Annotated in this window: 16 protein-coding genes; 10 read left to right on the top strand and 6 right to left on the bottom strand. The window is 47.2% G+C overall.

All coding sequences use genetic code 11. From position 1 onward, the window contains the following. Window positions 1-62: 62 nt before the first annotated feature. Window positions 63-500 carry an LETM1 domain-containing protein gene (locus tag LZP69_RS07185; RefSeq protein WP_234199526.1) on the bottom strand — a complete coding sequence of 146 codons (438 nt, stop codon included), beginning with the start codon at window positions 498-500 and terminating at the stop codon, window positions 63-65. 718 nt (window positions 501-1218) lie between these two features. Here LZP69_RS07185 and LZP69_RS07180 point away from each other — a divergent pair. Beyond that, window positions 1219-4995: a S8 family serine peptidase gene (locus LZP69_RS07180; protein ID WP_234199524.1), complete on the top strand. Its 3777-nt coding sequence runs from the start codon at window positions 1219-1221 to the stop codon at window positions 4993-4995. Window positions 4996-5097: 102 nt separating this feature from the next. Here the strand turns inward: LZP69_RS07180 and LZP69_RS07175 are convergent, their stop codons facing one another. The 3 genes from LZP69_RS07175 to LZP69_RS07165 all read right to left on the bottom strand — a co-directional run bounded on the left by LZP69_RS07175 (window position 5098) and on the right by LZP69_RS07165 (window position 7105). Continuing rightward, window positions 5098-5862 carry a ribonuclease H1 domain-containing protein gene (locus tag LZP69_RS07175; RefSeq protein ID WP_234199522.1) on the bottom strand — a complete coding sequence of 255 codons (765 nt, stop codon included), beginning with the start codon at window positions 5860-5862 and terminating at the stop codon, window positions 5098-5100. A 1-nt stretch (window position 5863) separates the two neighbouring features. Further along, the gene (locus LZP69_RS07170; RefSeq protein WP_234199589.1) at window positions 5864-6397 is read right to left on the bottom strand and encodes a DUF1415 domain-containing protein; all 534 of its coding nucleotides are present in this window, start codon (window positions 6395-6397) and stop codon (window positions 5864-5866) included. Between the two features lie 111 nt (window positions 6398-6508). After that, window positions 6509-7105, bottom strand: coding sequence for a LysE family translocator (locus tag LZP69_RS07165; RefSeq protein ID WP_234199520.1), 597 nt, complete (start codon window positions 7103-7105; stop codon window positions 6509-6511). A gap of 275 nt (window positions 7106-7380) precedes the next feature. Here LZP69_RS07165 and LZP69_RS07160 point away from each other — a divergent pair, with 275 nt between their 5' ends. The 5 genes from LZP69_RS07160 to LZP69_RS07140 all read left to right on the top strand — a co-directional run bounded on the left by LZP69_RS07160 (window position 7381) and on the right by LZP69_RS07140 (window position 11591). Continuing rightward, window positions 7381-7959, top strand: a complete 579-nt coding sequence (locus tag LZP69_RS07160; RefSeq protein WP_234199519.1) for a DUF4136 domain-containing protein — start codon at window positions 7381-7383, stop codon at window positions 7957-7959. A 335-nt stretch (window positions 7960-8294) separates the two neighbouring features. Continuing rightward, window positions 8295-9860: an ATP-dependent nuclease gene (locus LZP69_RS07155; RefSeq protein ID WP_234199518.1), complete on the top strand. Its 1566-nt coding sequence runs from the start codon at window positions 8295-8297 to the stop codon at window positions 9858-9860. Further along, window positions 9845-10882, top strand: coding sequence for a DNA helicase UvrD (locus tag LZP69_RS07150; protein ID WP_234199517.1), 1038 nt, complete (start codon window positions 9845-9847; stop codon window positions 10880-10882). Before LZP69_RS07155 ends, LZP69_RS07150 begins: the two co-directional genes overlap by 16 nt. A gap of 161 nt (window positions 10883-11043) precedes the next feature. Continuing rightward, entirely contained in the window at window positions 11044-11301 is a 258-nt protein-coding gene (locus LZP69_RS07145; protein ID WP_234199516.1) for a type II toxin-antitoxin system Phd/YefM family antitoxin, read from the top strand. Further along, window positions 11289-11591 (top strand): type II toxin-antitoxin system RelE/ParE family toxin, encoded by a 303-nt coding sequence (locus LZP69_RS07140; RefSeq protein ID WP_234199515.1) that lies wholly within the window; start codon window positions 11289-11291, stop codon window positions 11589-11591. The genes LZP69_RS07145 and LZP69_RS07140 overlap by 13 nt, the downstream gene beginning before the upstream one ends. 48 nt (window positions 11592-11639) lie before the next feature. Here LZP69_RS07140 and LZP69_RS07135 read toward each other — a convergent pair whose 3' ends face one another. After that, window positions 11640-12476, bottom strand: a complete 837-nt coding sequence (locus LZP69_RS07135; protein WP_234199514.1) for a DUF2797 domain-containing protein — start codon at window positions 12474-12476, stop codon at window positions 11640-11642. A 222-nt stretch (window positions 12477-12698) separates the two neighbouring features. Further along, a complete protein-coding gene (locus LZP69_RS07130) occupies window positions 12699-13196 on the bottom strand; it encodes a glycine cleavage system protein R (RefSeq protein WP_234199513.1) in 498 nt (165 codons plus the stop codon). A 173-nt stretch (window positions 13197-13369) separates the two neighbouring features. Here LZP69_RS07130 and LZP69_RS07125 point away from each other — a divergent pair, with 173 nt between their 5' ends. The 4 genes from LZP69_RS07125 (at window position 13370) to phoU (ending at window position 19048) form a co-directional block, all read left to right on the top strand. Then, a complete protein-coding gene (locus tag LZP69_RS07125) occupies window positions 13370-15643 on the top strand; it encodes an ABC transporter permease subunit (protein ID WP_234199512.1) in 2274 nt (757 codons plus the stop codon). Window positions 15644-15703: 60 nt separating this feature from the next. Then, window positions 15704-17356, top strand: a complete 1653-nt coding sequence (gene pstA / locus LZP69_RS07120; RefSeq protein ID WP_234199510.1) for a phosphate ABC transporter permease PstA — start codon at window positions 15704-15706, stop codon at window positions 17354-17356. Window positions 17357-17419: 63 nt separating this feature from the next. Further along, window positions 17420-18238 (top strand): phosphate ABC transporter ATP-binding protein PstB, encoded by an 819-nt coding sequence (pstB, locus tag LZP69_RS07115; protein WP_234199508.1) that lies wholly within the window; start codon window positions 17420-17422, stop codon window positions 18236-18238. Between the two features lie 108 nt (window positions 18239-18346). Then, window positions 18347-19048 (top strand): phosphate signaling complex protein PhoU, encoded by a 702-nt coding sequence (phoU, locus tag LZP69_RS07110; protein ID WP_234199506.1) that lies wholly within the window; start codon window positions 18347-18349, stop codon window positions 19046-19048. Window positions 19049-19371 lie beyond the last annotated feature (323 nt).

The following is a 19371-nucleotide window of genomic DNA, read 5'->3' as shown; positions in this document are numbered from 1 at the left end:
TGATCAAAGTTGGCTTAAGACTAACATGGGGACAAAATAAGTTGAATCGAGTGGGACAAGAATTACCTATTATTGTCGGGTTTATCTATTTCATTGGCCTGAAGCTGTTGTTTGTTTTGCTGAGCAATACGGCTCAGATTGGCTTTACGCTCGGAGAGGTTATTAAAGGAGCTGGGCAGCACATCAACGCCCACTAATTTGCCCAGTTTTACGACCACAGGAATAGTAATAGGCGCGAAAGGAAGGATGGCAAATACGCCTAAGCCAAGGCCTTTAATGAGATCGGCCAGTTGTTCGTTGGCTTGTTTGATCTCCTCTTTGGTCGCTTGATTGCGGGTATAGCGGCTGTAGGCCACCAACATCTCTTTGGTTTCCTGTTTCTCTTGGGAGAGCGCATCTTTGAGCACCAACATGTCACGCTTGAGACGCAGGGTAAAACGCTTGCGCCCGATACGTATCACCCTTACCGGAGCTTTATGTAACTTGCGATAAATTTTCATGGCGTGATTGTCTCACAACTGGATCTTAACGCATATCTTTTAATGCAGGAGCGTAGTTCCTGCATGGGCTAAGGCGAGCTGTTTACTTCATTTTTACGCTAAGACTCACTATTTTGCTGTTCTCAAACTCTCGACTTGGTGTTGATCGCGGCTTGATGTTTATTTTGAGCCAGTTGAGGCTTCAGAAAATGAGTGCTTATTTGCCCCCCTTTTTTGCATTTTTCACCCCGTCATGACTGTTTATGGCTCGCCTTCAAGTGCTGTTTTTATTGTCACGGCTTTTGTTATTTAAATGTAGTTTGCATGTTGCTTTGCAGGCGGGCGATCCTATTTTCTCCTCCTACTGATAGCGTGTCACGCTTTTGACTCTGGCCATTTACTTGACTTCGGCACCTGTCACTTGATCGTTGAAAGTAATTGATTTGAAATGAATTTTAATTAAGTTTGTTTTGTTTTCTCAAAATCATCCGCTACAAAAAGCTACATCTTGATCTGCTAATTCAATAGCGACGCAATCAGATTGAAATTGTTACAAAAATATTTCAAAGCCTGAGTTGTTTTCTTTGTCTGTTCAAAAATCAACCTATGTACTCAGCTTTCATTCTCTAGTAAATAAGGGGCGTACCTCTATCCCCGTCACAATTGCAATGATGTGGGTGAACCGTTTTTACTTTGCTTATAAGTAAAAACCAGAATAAATAAAAAATTAGGAAATTGTATGAAGAGTCATTTTCGGGTTAGCAAATTAGCGGCCCATTGCATTGCGCTATTGGGTGGAGCCTTATCGCTTCCTGCGCTCTGTGATGAGCTGGTGTCATTTGAGAAACAAGCCGCAGGGGTGGAGTTTACTCTGATCACTGGCGATAAGGTTAGCGCTGTGGTGAAAACTGATGGTTCGCTCGCGGGCATTCGCATGATGGGTAAAGATGGCAGCGATGTCGTCACCAGTATTTTTAAGCGTGGTAATGATACTTATGTTATTCCACAAAGTGCGCAGCAATTTGTTGATAATAAAGTTATTGATAAAGAGTTGTTTAACATCAGTAAGTTGTATCAATCTGGATATGATGATGCTTCGACAGATAAACTGCCGGTTATCGTGGAATATCCTGATGGCGCCCTAGAAGGCTCTGCAACACCGGCAGAACTGGCGGGTATGTCTTTGACGGGTGAAATCGAGATTATTGACAGTGCCGCTTTCGGCATTAGCAAAGATCAAGCGGCAGAAGTGTTTTCGGCCTTGACTTCAGATGTGCGCATCGAAGGGGTATGGCTCGATGCTATGGTGTTTGGCCACAAGCAAGATGTGGCTGACACCTTAGTGCCAACGGTGCCCTTTACTGGTGCCTTAGGCGCAAATGCGATTAATTATAGTGGTGCAGGGGTGCGTGTTGCGGTACTGGACACGGGTTATGACACTGAGCACGCGGATCTTACTGGGCGAGTTTTGATGTCTGCCGACTTTACCTATTCATCAAATGGGGTGGATGACTTAAATGGTCACGGTACGCATACTGCATCGACCATCGCCGGTACGGGTAAAGAGTCTAATGGAAAGTGGGTCGGTATGGCACCAGGCGCCGACTTACTGATTGGTAAGGTGCTGAGTAATACCGGCGGCGGTAGCACTTACGGTATCTTAAATGGCATGATCTGGGCGGCCAATAATGGTGCCGACATTGTCAACATGTCTTTAGGTGGTTCAGCGACCTCATGTGAAGGCCCTATGGTTGAGCTGGTTGAAGCGTTGCGCGAGAAGACGCTATTTGTTATCTCAGCCGGTAACAGCTTTTCTCGTCAAACAGTGGGTTCTCCGGGTTGTGCGCCAAGTGCATTAACTGTGGCAGCAATCGATAGAGACAATCAAACTGCCTCTTTCTCATCTCGTGGTCCATCGCCTGACGGTCATAGTGCTAAGCCAGATATCGGTTCTCAAGGGGTCAATGTGGTTGCTGCCGCTTCTGGTGGTAATGGTGTCACTGCTTACCGTGCGCTTTCCGGTACCTCAATGGCAGCGCCTCATGTTGCTGGTGGTGCGGCTTTAGTATTAGAGGCGCGTCCAGAACTGACGCCAATGCAGCTGAAAAAAGTACTGACTTCGTCTGTGGTTGAAAATGATGAGCATGTACTCGAACAAGGTGCAGGCCCAATGGACGTTAACCGCGCTATGGTGCAAAAGGTGATTGCCCAGCCCAACGTTGAGTTAGGTTCGTTCCCTTATGACAATAATTCAGAAGTGGTTGAGCGCACTGTTACTTTTGACAATCTCTCTGATACGGATGTGGAGTACAGCCTATCATTGGAGCTTATCGGTGAAGATGGTATCACTCGTATGCCTGCCACTCTTGCTGGTTTAGGAGTGAAGTCGGTAACGGTCCCAGCAAATAGTTCAATTGATGTTCCGGTTTGGATCGATCCTAGTGTTGGCCTACGCAGTGGTGCTTATGGTGCGATCACTGGTCGTATTGAAGGTCGCTCAAAAGGCCAGCAGGATGAGCAGATCACTGTGCCTGTGTCTTTCTGGATCCAGCCACCACAAGTGCAGTTAACGCTAAGCGCAACTGACCAACGTGGCATGCCAGCGAGCAGTCCATCAAAAATTTATCTGATCAATGAAGAAGATGATTATGGTCGATATGTATCGCTGAGCAATGGTCAAGCCGTTGTTGAGGTGGATGAAGGTAACTACACCATAGTTGCCCATATCATGACCTATGATAATGACTTTACTACCAGTGGCTTAGTTGAGTCTGCTACCCAGATGGCTTATCTCAATAAGAAAATCGCGGCCGATGAGTCGATTAATTTCGATGCGCAAACGGCTCAAAAACTAGAGTTCAAGACCGATAAGCCGATTGAAACCCAAGGTTTCTCATTTGGTTTCACCTATGCCCTTGACGACAATAAGTTAGCAAAGCTTGCAGCTATCGATTTAGCACCTGATTATGTTAATAGTCTCTACCTGTGGTCCCAGGGTCATGATGATCGTTTCCGCTCATTTGCATCGACGCACGCAACCGCACCTGAGACGGTAATGACCATGCAAAGTGGCGTTGAGCTTGAGCTTGTGACTCAAAGCTTAGCGGTCGGTTTTGATGGTGAAGGCAGCGCTGAAGTGGTACCTGTAGGCGATGCAGGTTATAGCACAGATTGGAGCCAATTTGACTTAGCGGGCAAGATTGCCCTAGTACAAAACCCGTACTATATCACTAACTATATGGTGAATAATGCGGTTAAGAATGGTGCCATTGCGGTGCTATTTTATCGTCCTGGAGCTAATGGTCGTTATAAGACTCTGTTGACGGGGATTCCTCGTTCACCTGTGATGGGCCTTAGCACAGAGCAAGGCGAAGCCCTGCTTGAGCAGATCAGCCAAGGTAATAATGTGGTGAGTTGGAAAGGGACTGCAGTTGATAGAACCCCTTACACTTACGAGCTACACCATATTACCGACGGTAGTATCAAAGGCGGTTTAGTGCGTGTGCATGATAACGAGCTGCATAAGTTTACTTCATCATACTACTCACAAAATAACGATGAGCGTCCTGTCTTTAAAGACACCCTGACGCAAACCAACAGCACGGGCGAGTTCTACTCGACCGGAAGTCCACAAATGCTAATAGCCCCTGTGGTGCGTGAAGAGTATTACACCGCAACGCCTAAGAATACCTGGACCAACATTGTGATGCCACACGTTACATTAAGTACCAACGGTGGTTATTTTGATGGTCCACGCTTCATGACAGTCGGTGCCGAGTCAGCCAATAGCTGGTTTAAAGGTCCTAAAGGTGGCAGTTTGTCGACCAGTGGTCGCCCGATTGCCTATCGTGATACCAATGTGCTCACCATGACTCTACCTGTTTATGGTGACTCTGATGGTCACGATGGCCTCAGTGGTATGAACTCTCGTTCTGCTTATAAGATAGTGTTAAATGGTGAGTCAACTTACCTGTCTAACGGTACTTTGACTGTGCCAGATGAGACTGCTGAAGTGGGTATTGAACTGCTGAGCTACGCTCGTGGTGTGGGTGAACGTTCACCTGTAAAGGATCACTTAGGTTCGATGTCTCAGGCACTGTACAACTTCACTACCGATGAAACCCTGCAAGGTGCACAGAAAGTCTTAGTGCCTATGATTGATATCCCTGTCGATATGCAAAACACTATGACGGCGGGTGTACCTGCGATGATTAAACTCTCTGGTGTGATGGATGGCATCGACAATGTCAATCTATCAGAGGTGAGTCTGCAGTATGGTTATGGTCAGGAGTGTGCTGTGAGTTACATTTCAACCTCCATCTACTGCCCAGTATCGGCTAAGTTTACTGAAGATGCTTGGGTCGATGCTGAAGTCACGCAAGTTAACGGCGAGTGGGTGGCGATTGTGCCTAACGCCGCTGCTGCCGGTGAGTTTGTTCACCTTCGAGTCAATATCAGCGATGAAGTGTCAAGCTCTGCACAAGTGACCACAATGCGTGCTTATATGCTGGATTAATCTTGAATAGAATGAGGAGCAAGTTTTGGTTACATGCTCCCATTGAAAAAGCTGGCCTATGTGGGCCAGCTTTTTTTATTTCATAAAGAAGCGCAGTTCAGACTAGCCAGTGCGCAGCGCGAGGATCTTCTCTATCTCAAGGGGCTCACTATAGCGGCAAAAGTCGCGCGCTTGTTGGTCTATGGCATAAATTGACATGCGATCGGCCAGTTCATTGCCCTCAATCCCCACATGAGCCGCCACATGGCTGATTTTAAGCTTATCCTTTAACTGATCATAGCATTCGTGAGCCTGCTGTATTATCTCAAGGTTGGCTATCTCGCCGGTTTTACGGGTCCAGTTTTTCGCTTTCCAGCCATAAGCCCAGTTAGTCACGCAGTTCAGAGCGTATTGGGAATCGCTGTGAATGTGTACGATTTTTCCCTGTTCAAGGGCACCTTGAGCGATAATCAGTGCCTGATAGAGGGCGTTCAGCTCGGCGCTGTTATTGGTGCCATTGGGGTTAAATAGGCCATACCAGAGCTCAGATAGCTGGCCGCTGCGATAGAGTGCCAGCCCTGAGCCTGCCTTGCCTGGGTTTGGCTCACAGCCGCCATCGGTATAAATGTCCAGATCGCTGTCGGGTTGGGCGCTTTCGTTCGTTTTATTTGCCGTAGCTGGCGCAGACTTTGGCGCTTGCTTTAGCTTGTTAATCGGTTTTTGCCCGCCGCTTGGCTGGCCCTTAAAGGCGGCACAGGCTTCTGCCTCGGTTTTAAAAGATTTGTATCTGGCACCGGCAAAACCATCCACTAGGGCCTTTGTTTCTGGCCAGCTGGTGAAAATGCCGGTTTTTCTCCCCGCCCACACCACATAATATTTGCTAGACATACTACTCCTTGGATTCTGATGCGTGTTTGCAGCGCTTTAACAACTCAATGAAAAAATCACTGCCTTTACGTTCGGCAAAGGCGATATTGCGCTCGGGAATGGTTTCTGGCTCATTATATTCGGCTAGGGCCTTTTCCATGCTGGCCTCACGAATGATATGCAAGGCGGGATAGGGCGAGCGATTGGTGTAGTTGGCTGCGCTATCTTGGCTCTCGCCATCGAAGCAGTAATCGGGGTGAAAACTGGCCAGCTGATAGACACCCTCGTAGCCTTGTTCTATCAGCAGATCATTGGCGATATCCACCAGATCCAGATAGAGATAAAACCCTTCAAATCCTCGGGGAAGAATGAAGAGTGTGGTCTCGATTTCACTGTGATTATCGAGAAACTGGCACTCTTCGATAAGACTCGTTAACACTTGCTCAAGCTTGTGATGTTCGATCACCTGATAACGGATACTGTCGGCCAGTACCTCTTTGCGGGCGAAGGGACAGATGTTGTATTTCATCACCACCTGTTCGACCCAGGCCTGCATCTGACTGGCGATGCTTTGATTATCTTTATCCTGGGCTGGGCGCTGCAGACTCACGGCGAGCTCCTTATTTTCTTGGCTAATTATTTTCTTGGCTAATTAGGGTCTTCAATGCTAATTGGGCGCGATCATAGGAATGATAGAGAGTACCAGCAGTAATGCCATGCTGATATTGAATATCTGCTGCTGACGCTGATTTTTAAGCAGGCGTTTCAGGGCGACACCAAATCCCAGCCAAACCAGGGCGCAGGGAAAGGCCACACTTAAAAACACACAGGCGATGGTGATCACTTGCGGAGTCAGCGGTTGATCTATCTGAGTAAAAGTCGCAACGGCACCCACCGCCATGATCCAGCCCTTAGGATTGACCCATTGGAACGCTGCGGCCTGGATAAAACTCAATGGGCGACTCGTCTGTTTGCCCTCCATCTTACTGCTGCTGTTAGCGATAAGCCAAGCAAGGTAAAGCAGATAGGTTATTCCCACATATTTAATCAGCAGATGCAGTATGGGATAGCTTTGGAAAATGGCGCTTAGCCCAAGACCGATAGCCAGCACCATGCAGGGAAAGCCGATGCAGATCCCCGCCAGATGGGGCAGGCTGGGCTTGATGCCGAAGTTGACTCCTGAGGTCATCAACATGATGTTATTTGGGCCTGGGGTGATGCCAGAAGAAAACGCAAACAGCGCGATGGCTAAGATAAGTTCCATTGAGTGGGTAATTTAACTGTAAATATGGGGTATATCATCCATGAGAACGGCCATGGTTGCCAGTAAAAAATAGGGCTTGCTCGATGATACGCAAATGATGGTATGATTTTGTTTTGTACATTTTGTTTTGTACATTTTGTTTTGTAACTTTTGTTTTGTAAAAAGGAAGCGGGAACGGGTCTGCCATAGCCCGAGTCGGTTTTACACCTCATTAAATTCCTTGTCTGCACTTATCAATTTATGGCCAGGAACACCTTAAATAAAGGGATATTGTTATGATTAGAGCTGCCGTTACACTTTGCATCTTGTTTCTGCTTGGCGCCTGTGTGACCGAGCCTGTCGCCAGACAAGGGGTTGCCCCTAAGACAGAACGTATAATGACTGTGGCCAGTGGCAACCTTGCCTTTATCACGCCTGAGCGTCAGCGTTTCGCCTTTCATCCCCAATTTAACACTTTGTCCGTGGATGATACGGTAGACCCTCAGGCACTCGCCTTACATATACAAGAAGCGATAGTCGATACCATGGTGGCTAAAGGCTATCAGCATGTCGATAGTGATGATCTTCCAGACTTTTTAATCGGCTACGGTGTGGCATTTGAGTCACAAGTCAGTGATGCCCAGCTATTACAGGACACTGGCATGGTAGCTGGCCTCTCCGAAACCGGTGTCGATATGACGCAATACGATAAAAGCACTATGTTGTTGATGTTATTTGCCGCCAATGAGATGAGCCCGCGCTGGAAAGTGCTTGCTCAGGGCTTTACCGATATCAAACACCACCTGGATGAAAGCGCCGACCGATTACACCATCTGATGGCCAAGATGTTGGCCCCGCTGCCTGTTCTTGAATAGCGGAAAGGCGATTAATAGATGGATGAGAAACAGATAGTTGAATAGCGGAAAGACGGAGCAGGCTATGCAAGTGCCATAAGCTAGATTCTAGATTCTAGTTTCTCCCTAATAAGCTCAGGAATGCGTTGAACCGACAGAACACTCAGTTCGCATTGTCCTGGAGCAGTATTTACTTTACTGTATGATTTACTGTAATTTTATGAGGATTATTAGGGTGTCTATGCGGGCTTGGATTCCAACCTTACAAGCTAGCGTACCTTGCAAGGTCTCGCTAATAAAGTGTTATACGCACAGTTTAATCTACTAGCATTTCCACAGAACTGGAAAGGGAAATCATGCAGCATATAAAACAACTAAAGCTCATTAACTTTAAAAGATTCAAAGATTTTGAAGTCGATTTTAATTCGAAGATTAATACTATCATTGGAGATAATGAGGCGGGCAAAAGCTCAATATTACAAGCAATTGAACTGCTTTCCAGTGGAAGCAGGCATAAAGTTGAGACTATAGGTATTGAGTCCATTCTTAATAAGGTATCGATAGCTGAATTTTTAGCGGGTGAAAAGACGTTTGAGAACTTACCTGAAGTTCATGTCGAAGTTTATTTGAGTGATGAAACAACCCCCGATCTTTTCGGAAAGCATAATTCGAAAAATATCAATGCTAGTGGATTGCATATGATTTGTCTTCCCAATGAAGAATTAATCAATGAAATCAATCAGGTTTTAGCATTGAATAACGGAAATTTTCCATTTGAATTTTATATTGTTAAATTCATTACTTTTAATGGCGAAGCATATTCCGGATATCGCCGATTTCTTAAGTGCTTAACAATAGATAGCTCAAAAATTAATAGCGAACATGCAAACAATGAATACATAAGAACAGTCTATGATTCCACTGTAGAGCATGCAAATAGAGTAAGCCTTAGCAACGAATATCGGTTACAAAAAATACAATTCAAAGAGAATAAACTCAAAGATATCAATGCTGGATTAGGCAGTTACGAGCTGGCCATACGTTCAGGGTCAAAATACAATCTGGAAGCTGACATCACTCTGACTCAAGGAGATATTCCCATAGATGCCAGAGGGCAAGGGCAGCAGTGCTTCATTAAAACTGAATTCGCTCTGAATCGTAACGCTGAGAATAATACGTTAGATACCCTCCTTTTAGAAGAGCCTGAAAATCACCTTAGCCACAGCAATATGAAAAGGCTTATTTCAAAAATATCAGAGTCCCATCAAAATCAAATAATTATCGCAACTCACAGTAGTTTAATAAGTACTCGATTAGATTTAAGAAAATCTATACTTCTAAATAGCAGCAGTGATAAGCCGCTTAAGCTAAATGATCTATCGCCATCAACTTCAAAATTTTTCATGAAAGCTCCAGACAATAATATTCTGGAGTTCGTGCTATCAAGAAAAGTTATTCTTGTTGAAGGGGATGCAGAGTACATGTTGATTGACTCACTATACAAAAGGTCAACCGGAAGGACTCTAGAAGAAGATGAAGTACATGTTATTTCAGTCGGTGGAACCAGCTTTAAACGCTACATGGAGCTAGCAAAAACTCTGAATATTAGAGCAGCTATAATTCGCGATAATGACGGAAATTACCAAGAAACTTGTATAGATAATTATGCTGATTATACGGCAGGAAATATTAAGGTCTTCTCGGATACTGATGATAATAATTATACCTTTGAGGTCTGTCTTTATCGTAAGAATAAAGCAATATGCGACGCATTATTTTCTGGAGGAAACATACAAAAAGAGCCTCTCGATTTCATGCTGAGTAATAAGGCAGAAAGTTCACTCAGACTTGTCGAAAATCATTCAGAGGACTTGGACTCTCCGGAATATATTCAGCAGGCGATACAATGGATAAACGAGTAGTATTTGCCGTTGCAGGATCAGGGAAAACATCGAGTATCATTGATTCACTTAATGCGGATAGCCGGTGTTTAATTGTTACATATACAGAAAACAATACCCGACACCTAAAAAATAGAGTAATTGATAAGTTTGGAGAGATCCCAGTCGGGATTCGGATATATAGCTATTTTACATTTTTATATTCATTTTGTTTTAGGCCCCTATGCGGATATGAGCTGAAAACCAAGGGGATTAACTTCAATTTTCCCTTACCTCAGTACGCACAACGTTCTAGAAAGGATACGAGAGAGCATTATATTGATAAGAATGGGCGGCTTTACGCAAACCGTATAGCCAAACTACTAATTGAATTTGATGTTGTTCCTGATTTAATACAACGAATTGAAAAGTTCTATGACTCGGTGTTTATTGACGAAGTTCAAGATTTCGCTGCAAACGATTTCAACCTCATTTGCGCCTTGGCAATGGCAAATGTAGAAATGCGATTGGTGGGAGATTTTTATCAGCATACTTTCGACACCAGTCGTGATGGAAACACTCAAAAATCATTGCATGAATGTTTTGATAAATACTGCGATAAACTAAAAAAATCAGGCTTTGAGGTAGATTTAGTATCGCTATCAAACAGTTATCGCTGCAGCCCTAGTGTTTGTGCCTTTGTATCTGAAAATATAGGAATCAAGATTTTGTCTCATCGAGAAGATGAGGTCGTGGTAGGGTATGTTGACAATGTTGATGAGGTTGATTCAATTTTCAATAATGACTCCATTGTTAAACTTTTTTATCAAAAAAGTGATAGTTATGCAGGAAACACTGCTAACTGGGGAAATACAAAAGGATTAGATCACTTCCAAGATGTATGTGTCGTGCTAAACCCGACAACCTTAAAGGCTTTTGATAATGCTAATCTAGGTCAACTTAATCCAATCACAAAAAACAAGCTGTATGTAGCTTGCACCAGGGCAAAAGGAAATTTGTATTTTGTTTCTGAAAAATCATTAAAGAAGTATCAGGTGTCGTGATTGAGTTATGCTTACGAAAGCGTATAACAAGTCACTTCACGCGGAAATTTTACTCGCTTCGCTCCCAAAATTCCGGTGAGTGAGGCGTTAGCCGTCATGTCGCTTGCTATGCTCAAAGTGATACAATAGTATCACTTTAGTATTCCTTTTGAGCAGCTCTCATGAAAGTAGAATTAGTTACATCTCTCAAACGCCAAGCAACTAAGATCCTTGCCGATCTCCACGACACGAAAGAACCAGTGTTAATTACAGAACATGGTAAGCCATCCGCATATCTTGTTGATGTTGATGACTATGAGTTTATGCAAAATCGTTTGGCGATTCTGGAGGGCATTGCACGAGGCGAACGCGCATTAGCTGACGGTAAAGTGCTAAGTCACGAGCAAGCCAAAGGCAAAATGTCAAAATGGCTGAAATAATCTGGACCGAACCTGCGCTATCTGACCTTAATGATATCGCTGAGTACATAGCACTTGAAAATGTCGTAGCTGCAAAGCAATTGGTTCAAACGATCTTCTCTAAAGTTGAACGTCTAGAAGCATTCCCTGGATCGGGTCGCATTCCGCCCGAACTGGAACACTTAAGTTATCGTGAACTTGTCGTTAATCCGTGTCGTGTTTTCTATAAACAAGAGGATGACAAAGTTTTTATTCTGTTTGTTATGCGTGCAGAGAGAGATTTGCGTAAGTTCCTGTTGAGTAAACAATAACCTTGGGAACGAGCGGCGAACAAGCCGAAGCGAGCCCGCCACTCGCTACTAGGCCGCTTCTATGCTTATCTCATAGGCGGTGAATTTTCTCAGGTTAATCACGCCGGTATCGAAGATCAGATATTGCCCCTTTATGCCCAGCAGTTTACCGCTGACAACGGGATCTTTATCGAAGTTGTGGGAGGCGATTTTCTTAGGGTACTCTACTACAGGGTAGTCTATCTCCACTATGGTTTCATCCAGCTTTTCAATGGCATACTCGCCATGTTCCATCGCCAGCTCATGCAGGCGGGTCTCGATTTGCGGCAGCAGCTGTTTTGCATGCTCGGTTAAATCAAGCGGCTCGGCATCGCCTTTTAACATGGTGCGCCAATTGGTCTTATCGGCGATCATTTTCGCCAGCTCCACTTCCACTAAGCCAGATAGCTGCCTGCTGGAGACTTTTAAAATCGGCAGTCCCTGGGTTGCACCTTGATCTATCCAACGTGTCGGCAGCTGGGTATGACGTGTGATGCCGACTTTGAGGCCGGAGGTATTGGACAGATACACATAGTGGGGCACAAAGCAGTTGTCTTCGCCCCATTGTGGCTCGCGGCAGGTCCCCTGGGCGTAGTGGCAGGTCTCAGGTTTCATGATGCACATGTCGCAGCTGGCCAGTTTTTTCATGCAGACAAAACAGTGACCCTGGGAGAAACTTTTCTTGGTTTTCTTGCCGCAGTGACAGCAGTGGATATTGCCTGTGTGAGTAAGCGTCACTTGCTGGCCGATAAGCGGATTCATCTCGACTAAGGCATCAGACAGAGGGAGTTGGTAATTGACTTGTCCACCGGCGCCGAGGCTGGCGCGCATCTTACGTATATTTCCTGTGACAGGGGTATTTGGCATGGGAGCTTCCAGTGTTTTTGTTTACCTGAAGGACTAAAACTGATGGGTAAAAATCAAGCTAATTCAGATGATTACTAATTCAGGTGATTACTTATAATAGATGGGAGTATATCAGAATTTGCTGAGCTATCCTGAACGCTTTTTTCGATTGTCAGCATTCGCCCGCATCAATGCTGCGGGCGAGCTGTTGTGTGAATTATTGGCTTAGTCGCGGATGGCCCACTAATCCAGCCTGTCGAGTACCACATCATCCCCTATGCTATAGAGCGCCTGAGTCAATGCCTGCTCTGTGGCTTCATCCTGGATATTGAGGCTGAAACTGGCGCGAAATAGCAGCACGCCCGTGTGGCTGGCACTCTCATAGTTGGTGGAGAGTTTTTCGATATTGATGCCTAAGTCGCTTATCTTGTTTGACATCTCGTGCACTAAGCCGGGTCTGTCGTAGGCCACGACTGAGTAACGTTTACAGGGGGCTTGCGGCGCACTGTGGCTGGTTTTCACATAGGTGAGGGTAAGGCCTTCGATACATTCGAGATTTTCCAGCAAAGTATCCCAATTGGCGGCGGGGACTTCCAGCAGTAAGATGGCGGCGAAGATGCCATCGAGATGACGCAGTTCAGAGTCGAGCCAATGGCCACCGTGGCGGCTGACAATATGGGCGATCTGTTCGACTAATCCTCTTCTATCTTTGACTTGCAGAGTCACTAAGTAGCGTAACATGTGATTAAAAACTCCTTAAGTTAGCGGTTAGATGCGTTGTCTGTAACAATAGTGTCATCTTTGCGTCATATAATCTCGACGGTCAGAAATGGGCAGTTGTTTCACTATAGTTAACATAGCCGAAACGACAATCCCAGCGAAAATTATACGGAACAATAATTAACGAGGTTCTAATGGCAACTCAGGTCTCTCAACCTGGTTCAAGGGCAACAAACTTACTGATGAGTCAAGGATCTAGCCGACGTCTGGTGAGGGATAAGTTGACTCAATACGGGGTTACGCTCGGCGGTACCATGGTGTTTGTTGCACTATTACTGATTTTTTTCTATCTGCTCTATGTGGTTAAGCCGATTTTTGATGGTGCCCATGTTTCTCCTGTGACTAGCATAGATCTGCACAGCTCAGCGCTACAGACTCAGGATGTACCGACCCTGATGGTGGGCAGCGATGAGCAAAACGAGATCCTCTATCGGGTGATGACCAATGGCCAAGTGGCGTTTTACAGCGCCCTGAGCGGCCAGTTGGTAAAACAAGAGAGCATCGAGCTATCAGCTGGCGTGTCTATCGTCAGTAGCGTGGCCGCCGTGCCCAGTGAGCAGCGTTTCGCCTTTGGTCTGTCCGATGGCAGCGTGATCATTGCTGGAATTCATTTTTCCGTCACCTATCCTGGCGATAAGCGACTCATCACCCCAAGTTTACGCTTCCCTCTGGGGGAAACGCCTCTGCAGGTGTCCCCTGATGGGCTTGCACTCAAGCAACTGGGTTTTGTCTATACCTCAGATAAGATGAGCTTTGCCTATCGCGCCGATAACGGTCTGTGGTATCTCACCCGCCAGAACGGGGAGGAGAACATGATGACAGAAGAGGTGGAGTGGGAGTCGACCACCCAGGTTATCGAAGGCGCACCGCAAAATGTGCTGCAGCAGTTGATGACGCCGGATCAGCGTCAATTGCTGCTGCGTTCGGGCGGTCGTCTGTTTATCTACGATATTAGCTATGCCGATGAGGTGTCGCTGCATCAGGTGATAGAACTTGAGCGCGCTAAAACCAAAGTCACCCATGTGGCGCTGCTCGCCGGTGCCAGCTCAATCTTGGTCAGTTATGATAACGGCCTTATCCTGCAATATTTTCAGGTTAATGGTGAAAATGGCCGCCAATACCAGCAGATCCGCGAATTTAAAAATAGCGAAGGTGTTAAAGGCATCGCCAGTGAGTTTTACCGCAAGAGCTTTGCCACCATCAGCGATTCTGGGGAGCTGGATCTGCTCTATACCACGAGTCAGCGCAGACTCTTCTCCGAGACCTTCGATATTAAGCAGCCTAAAACCATGGGGTTTAGTCCCCGTTCTAATGGCCTTGTGGTCGAAGCTGGCGACAAGCTGCATCTGTTTAGCGTAGAAAACAGTCACCCGGAAGTCTCCTGGAGCGCCATGTGGGACAAGGTATGGTACGAGGGCTACCCTGAGCCGCAATATGTGTGGCAGTCCACGTCCGGTTCGGATGATTTCGAGGCCAAACTCAGCCTGATGCCACTGGCGTTCGGCACAATGAAGGCGGCGCTTTATGCCATGCTGTTTGCCACGCCTCTGGCCATTGCCGGTGCGATTTATACCGCCTATTTCATGTCGCCTAAGGTGCGCTCTGTGGTTAAGCCTACTATCGAGATCATGGAGGCCTTGCCGACGGTTATCTTAGGCTTCCTGGCCGGGCTCTGGCTGGCGCCTTTGATAGAAGATCACCTGCCGGGGATAGTGATGCTGATCTTGATGCTGCCCGTCGGCATACTGCTCAGCGCCTTTGCCTGGTATAAGCTGCCGGGTCGCTGGAAACAGCGTCTGCCCGAGGTGTATCAGGAGTTGATGCTGCTGCCTGTGATTATCTTTATTGGCTGGCTGGCTTTTTATCTTAGCCCCATCGTCGAGGTGGCTTTCTTCGGCGGCGATACCCGTTTATATATCACCAACGAGCTTGGCATCACCTTCGATCAGCGTAACGCCTTAGTGGTGGGGATCGCCATGGGATTTGCCGTCATTCCTACCATCTTCTCGATTGCCGAAGATGCGGTGTTTTCTGTGCCCCGTCATCTGTCGAACGGCAGTCTGGCGCTGGGGGCGACCAACTGGCAGACCCTAACCCGGGTTGTGCTGCTTACCGCAAGCCCTGGGATCTTCTCTGCCGTCATGATGGGGCTTGGCCGCGCCGTTGGTGAAACCATGATAGTGCTGATGGCCACAGGGAATACGGCCATCATGGAGTGGAGCGTGTTTGAGGGGATGCGAACCTTGGCGGCCAACATAGCCGTTGAGATGCCAGAATCGGCCATCGGCAGCTCCCATTATCGGGTGCTTTTCCTGGCGGCCTTCGTGCTCTTTATCTTTACCTTCCTGTTTAACACCATAGCCGAAGTGGTCAGGCAGCGTCTGCGCGAACGCTACAGCTCACTCTAATGGAGAACAGCAAGATGACATATTTCTATTTTTTGCCTGCGACCTTAAGGGGCTTATGTAATGGGTAAGTGGTTTAAATCGGGTTCCCCCTGGATCTGGATGACAGGTGGCGCGGTCAGTATCAGTTTGATCGCCGTATTGGGCCTGCTGCTGTTAATTGCCTGGCGTGGTCTAAGTTATTTCTGGCCAGCACCTATCTATCAGTGGGAGCTGGTGGATCAACAAGGGGTCAAGTCGACTCTGATTGGTGAGATTTACGACAGAGAAGAGGTGCCAACGGAGCGGCTAAAAGCGGCGGGGCACAAATTTAATAACGATCCCGGTGAGATGGTGACCCGTTATCTGGTGAAAACCGGTAACCGCGAATTTGTCTCGCTCGATTTTCGCTGGATTTTGGCGACTGATATAGTGTCGCGCAGTGAGCCTCTGGATGTGGCTAAGCTGGAGCGCAGTAAAAACGGTGATTTTTACGGTTATCCCATCGCCATTATCGAAGATGGCAAACGCCTGGCACTCGATGATATCGAGCACTCGTTAGAGGCACATATCGAGCGCGCTGTGGCCATCAGTGATAAAGCGGTCTCTCTGCAGAAAGGCGATATCGGCTCAATTAACTATCAGCTGGAGAATCTGCGTTTAAAAGAGCGCGGCTATGAGCTGGAAAATGCCCTGACAGACAGCAAAAAGCAGGCACTGGCTAGCGAGCGTGAAAAGCTGCACACTGAATATCAGGCGCTGGAAAAAAACTTCTTTGCCCTGCGAAGTGAAGCGGCGCGGGATGCTGTGATCATCCGCGATATGCGCGGTCAGGAAGTGACGCTGAAACTCGACAGTATCTTAGGCGTGACTTATTCCAACCGCCTGGGGCTGATGGGTAAGGTCGGCCACTGGTTTGCCGGTGTCGGTAACTTTATCAGCGCCGATCCCCGAGAGGCCAACACCGAAGGCGGGGTGTTCCCGGCGATTTTCGGTACTGTATTTATGGTGCTCTTAATGGCGGTGATAGTGACTCCATTTGGTGTGATTGCCGCGGTTTATCTGCATGAATACGCGAAGAAAGGCCCCATCACTAAGATGATCCGCATCGCGGTGATCAACTTAGCTGGTGTGCCTTCTATCGTCTACGGGGTATTTGGCTTAGGCTTCTTCGTCTATATGCTGGGCGGCTCTATCGATCAGCTCTTCTACCCAGAAGCCTTGCCATCGCCCACCTTTGGCTCACCTGGGGTGATCTGGTCGGCGCTGACGCTGGCGATTCTGACCCTGCCTGTGGTGATCGTCTCCACCGAAGAGGGATTGAGCCGTATTCCAAGTTCGGTTCGTCAGGGCAGTCTTGCCCTAGGCGCCACCAAGGCGGAAACCCTGTGGCGTATTATTTTGCCCATGGCGAGTCCGGCGATTATGACGGGTTTGATTTTGGCTGTGGCCCGAGCAGCCGGTGAGGTTGCGCCTTTGATGCTGGTGGGCGTAGTGAAACTGGCGCCGACCCTGCCTATAGATATGAATTTCCCCTTTGTGCATTTAGAACGTAAATTCATGCATTTAGGTTTCCATATTTACGATGTGGGTTTTCAGAGCCCCAATGTGGAGGCGGCTCGCCCCTTGGTATACGCCACCTCTTTCCTGTTGGTGTCAGTGATTGTAGCCTTGAACCTGACGGCCATTGCGGTGCGTAACCATTTACGTGAGAAGTATCGCTCACTCGAGCATTAATAATAGATCCAATGGCGCCTGAGCCTGGCTCGGGCGAATATCCTGAATGAATTAGGAATAGAGATGATTTCGATAGACAGTTCGGTAATGAAAACAGAAACAGTGGACCTGGCTAATCTGAGTGATGAGCTAACGGCGCTGGAGATCCGTAATTTAGACCTGAAATATGGTGATAAGCAGGCGCTGTTTGATGTATCGATGAAGATACCGAAAAACCAGGTAACCGCCTTTATCGGCCCCAGTGGCTGTGGTAAATCGACCCTGCTGCGCTGTATTAACCGCATGAACGATCTGGTTGAAAGCTGCAATATCACAGGTGAGATCCTGCTGCACGGGCAAAATATCTATGATAAACGCATCGATGTGGCGACTCTGCGCCGTAACGTGGGCATGGTGTTTCAGCGTCCAAACCCTTTCCCTAAGTCTATCTATGAAAACGTGGTCTATGGCCTGCGCCTGCAGGGGATCAATAACCGCCGCGAGCTGGATGAAGCCGCCGAACGCTCCCTGCGCGGCGCCGCCATTTGGGATGAGGTGAAAGACCGTCTGCACGATAACGCCTTTGGTCTCTCTGGTGGTCAGCAGCAGCGTTTGGTTATCGCCCGCGCGATTGCTATCGAGCCGGAAGTCTTGTTGCTTGATGAGCCCACCTCGGCGCTGGATCCTATCTCGACCCTGACCATCGAGGAACTGATAACCGAGCTTAAATCCAAGTACACTGTGGTGATAGTGACCCACAACATGCAGCAGGCGGCTAGGGTGTCGGATCAAACGGCCTTTATGTACATGGGTGAGCTGGTTGAGTACGCCGATACCAATACCATATTCACCACGCCTTCGAAGAAGCAGACCGAAGATTACATCACAGGCCGCTATGGTTAAGACTGCGAATAGTGTTAAGCGGGTGCATATCGCAAAGATTGAGGAAAAGGGCTGAACGAGAGTAAGCCCCAAGAGCCAAATAGCTTGAATTGATAAGGTTGAATGTCGATGGAAAACATGAATTTAAATAAGCATATCTCGGGTCAGTTCAATGCTGAGCTTGATGATATTCGTAACCGGGTACTGGCCATGGGCGGCCTGGTTGAGCAGCAACTGGAGCAGGCGCTCGACGCTTTGGGGAGTCTGGATGCTGAGCTGGCGCAGCAAGTGATAGAAGGCGACCACAAGGTCAATGGCCTGGAGGTGTCGATCGATGAGGAGTGTACCCGCATTATTGCTAAGCGTCAGCCTGCGGCCAGCGACCTTCGCTTGATCATCGCCATCTCTAAGACGATTGCCGATCTCGAGCGTATCGGTGATGCCTGCGTCAAGATTGCGAAAGCGGCATTAGATAAGCGCCTTAAGAATCAGCAGCCTTTGCTGGTCAGTATCGAAAATATGGGGCGTCATGCGACGCGCACCTTGCACTCGACTCTGGACGCGCTTGCGCGCATGGACGCCGATGTTGCTATGGAGCTGCATAAGGACGATCTTAAGCTCGATAGCGAATATGAGGGGATTATCCGTCAGTTGATGACCTATATGATGGAAGATCCACGCTCTATCCCTGAGGTGCTCGATGTGCTTTGGGCGGCCCGCGCCGTCGAGCGGGTCGGGGATCGCTGCCAAAACATCTGTGAGTACATTATCTACTATGTGAAAGGTAAAGATGTGCGCCACACCAGCTATGAAGAGATGAAGAAAATCTAACCCAGCTTTTCAGCTGTACTAGCTCAGTCATCTCCATAAAAAGCAGCCTAGGCTGCTTTTTTGCTGTTAGCTTCATGGTTTCGCTTTATCGTTCCGCTCGATCATTTAGTGCAAGAGTTTTCGTATTTCGAAACGATAGCTGTATTTGCGAGTGCCTGTATATACGAGTGTCTGTATTTGCGAGTGTCTGTATTCGTGTGAGTTAGGTCTGAATTTTATTTATTTTACGGTATCCCTGTTACAAGCGAATCCAGCCCAATTTTATCGATTTGCCAATTTTTTCACTGAATTTGATGGATATTTAGTCATTAATCTTGTTTCTC

The sequence above is a fragment of the Shewanella sp. AS1 genome, from assembly GCF_021412565.1.
Taxonomy (GTDB): domain Bacteria; phylum Pseudomonadota; class Gammaproteobacteria; order Enterobacterales; family Shewanellaceae; genus Shewanella.
This window is presented reverse-complemented; position numbering and strand designations above follow the sequence as displayed.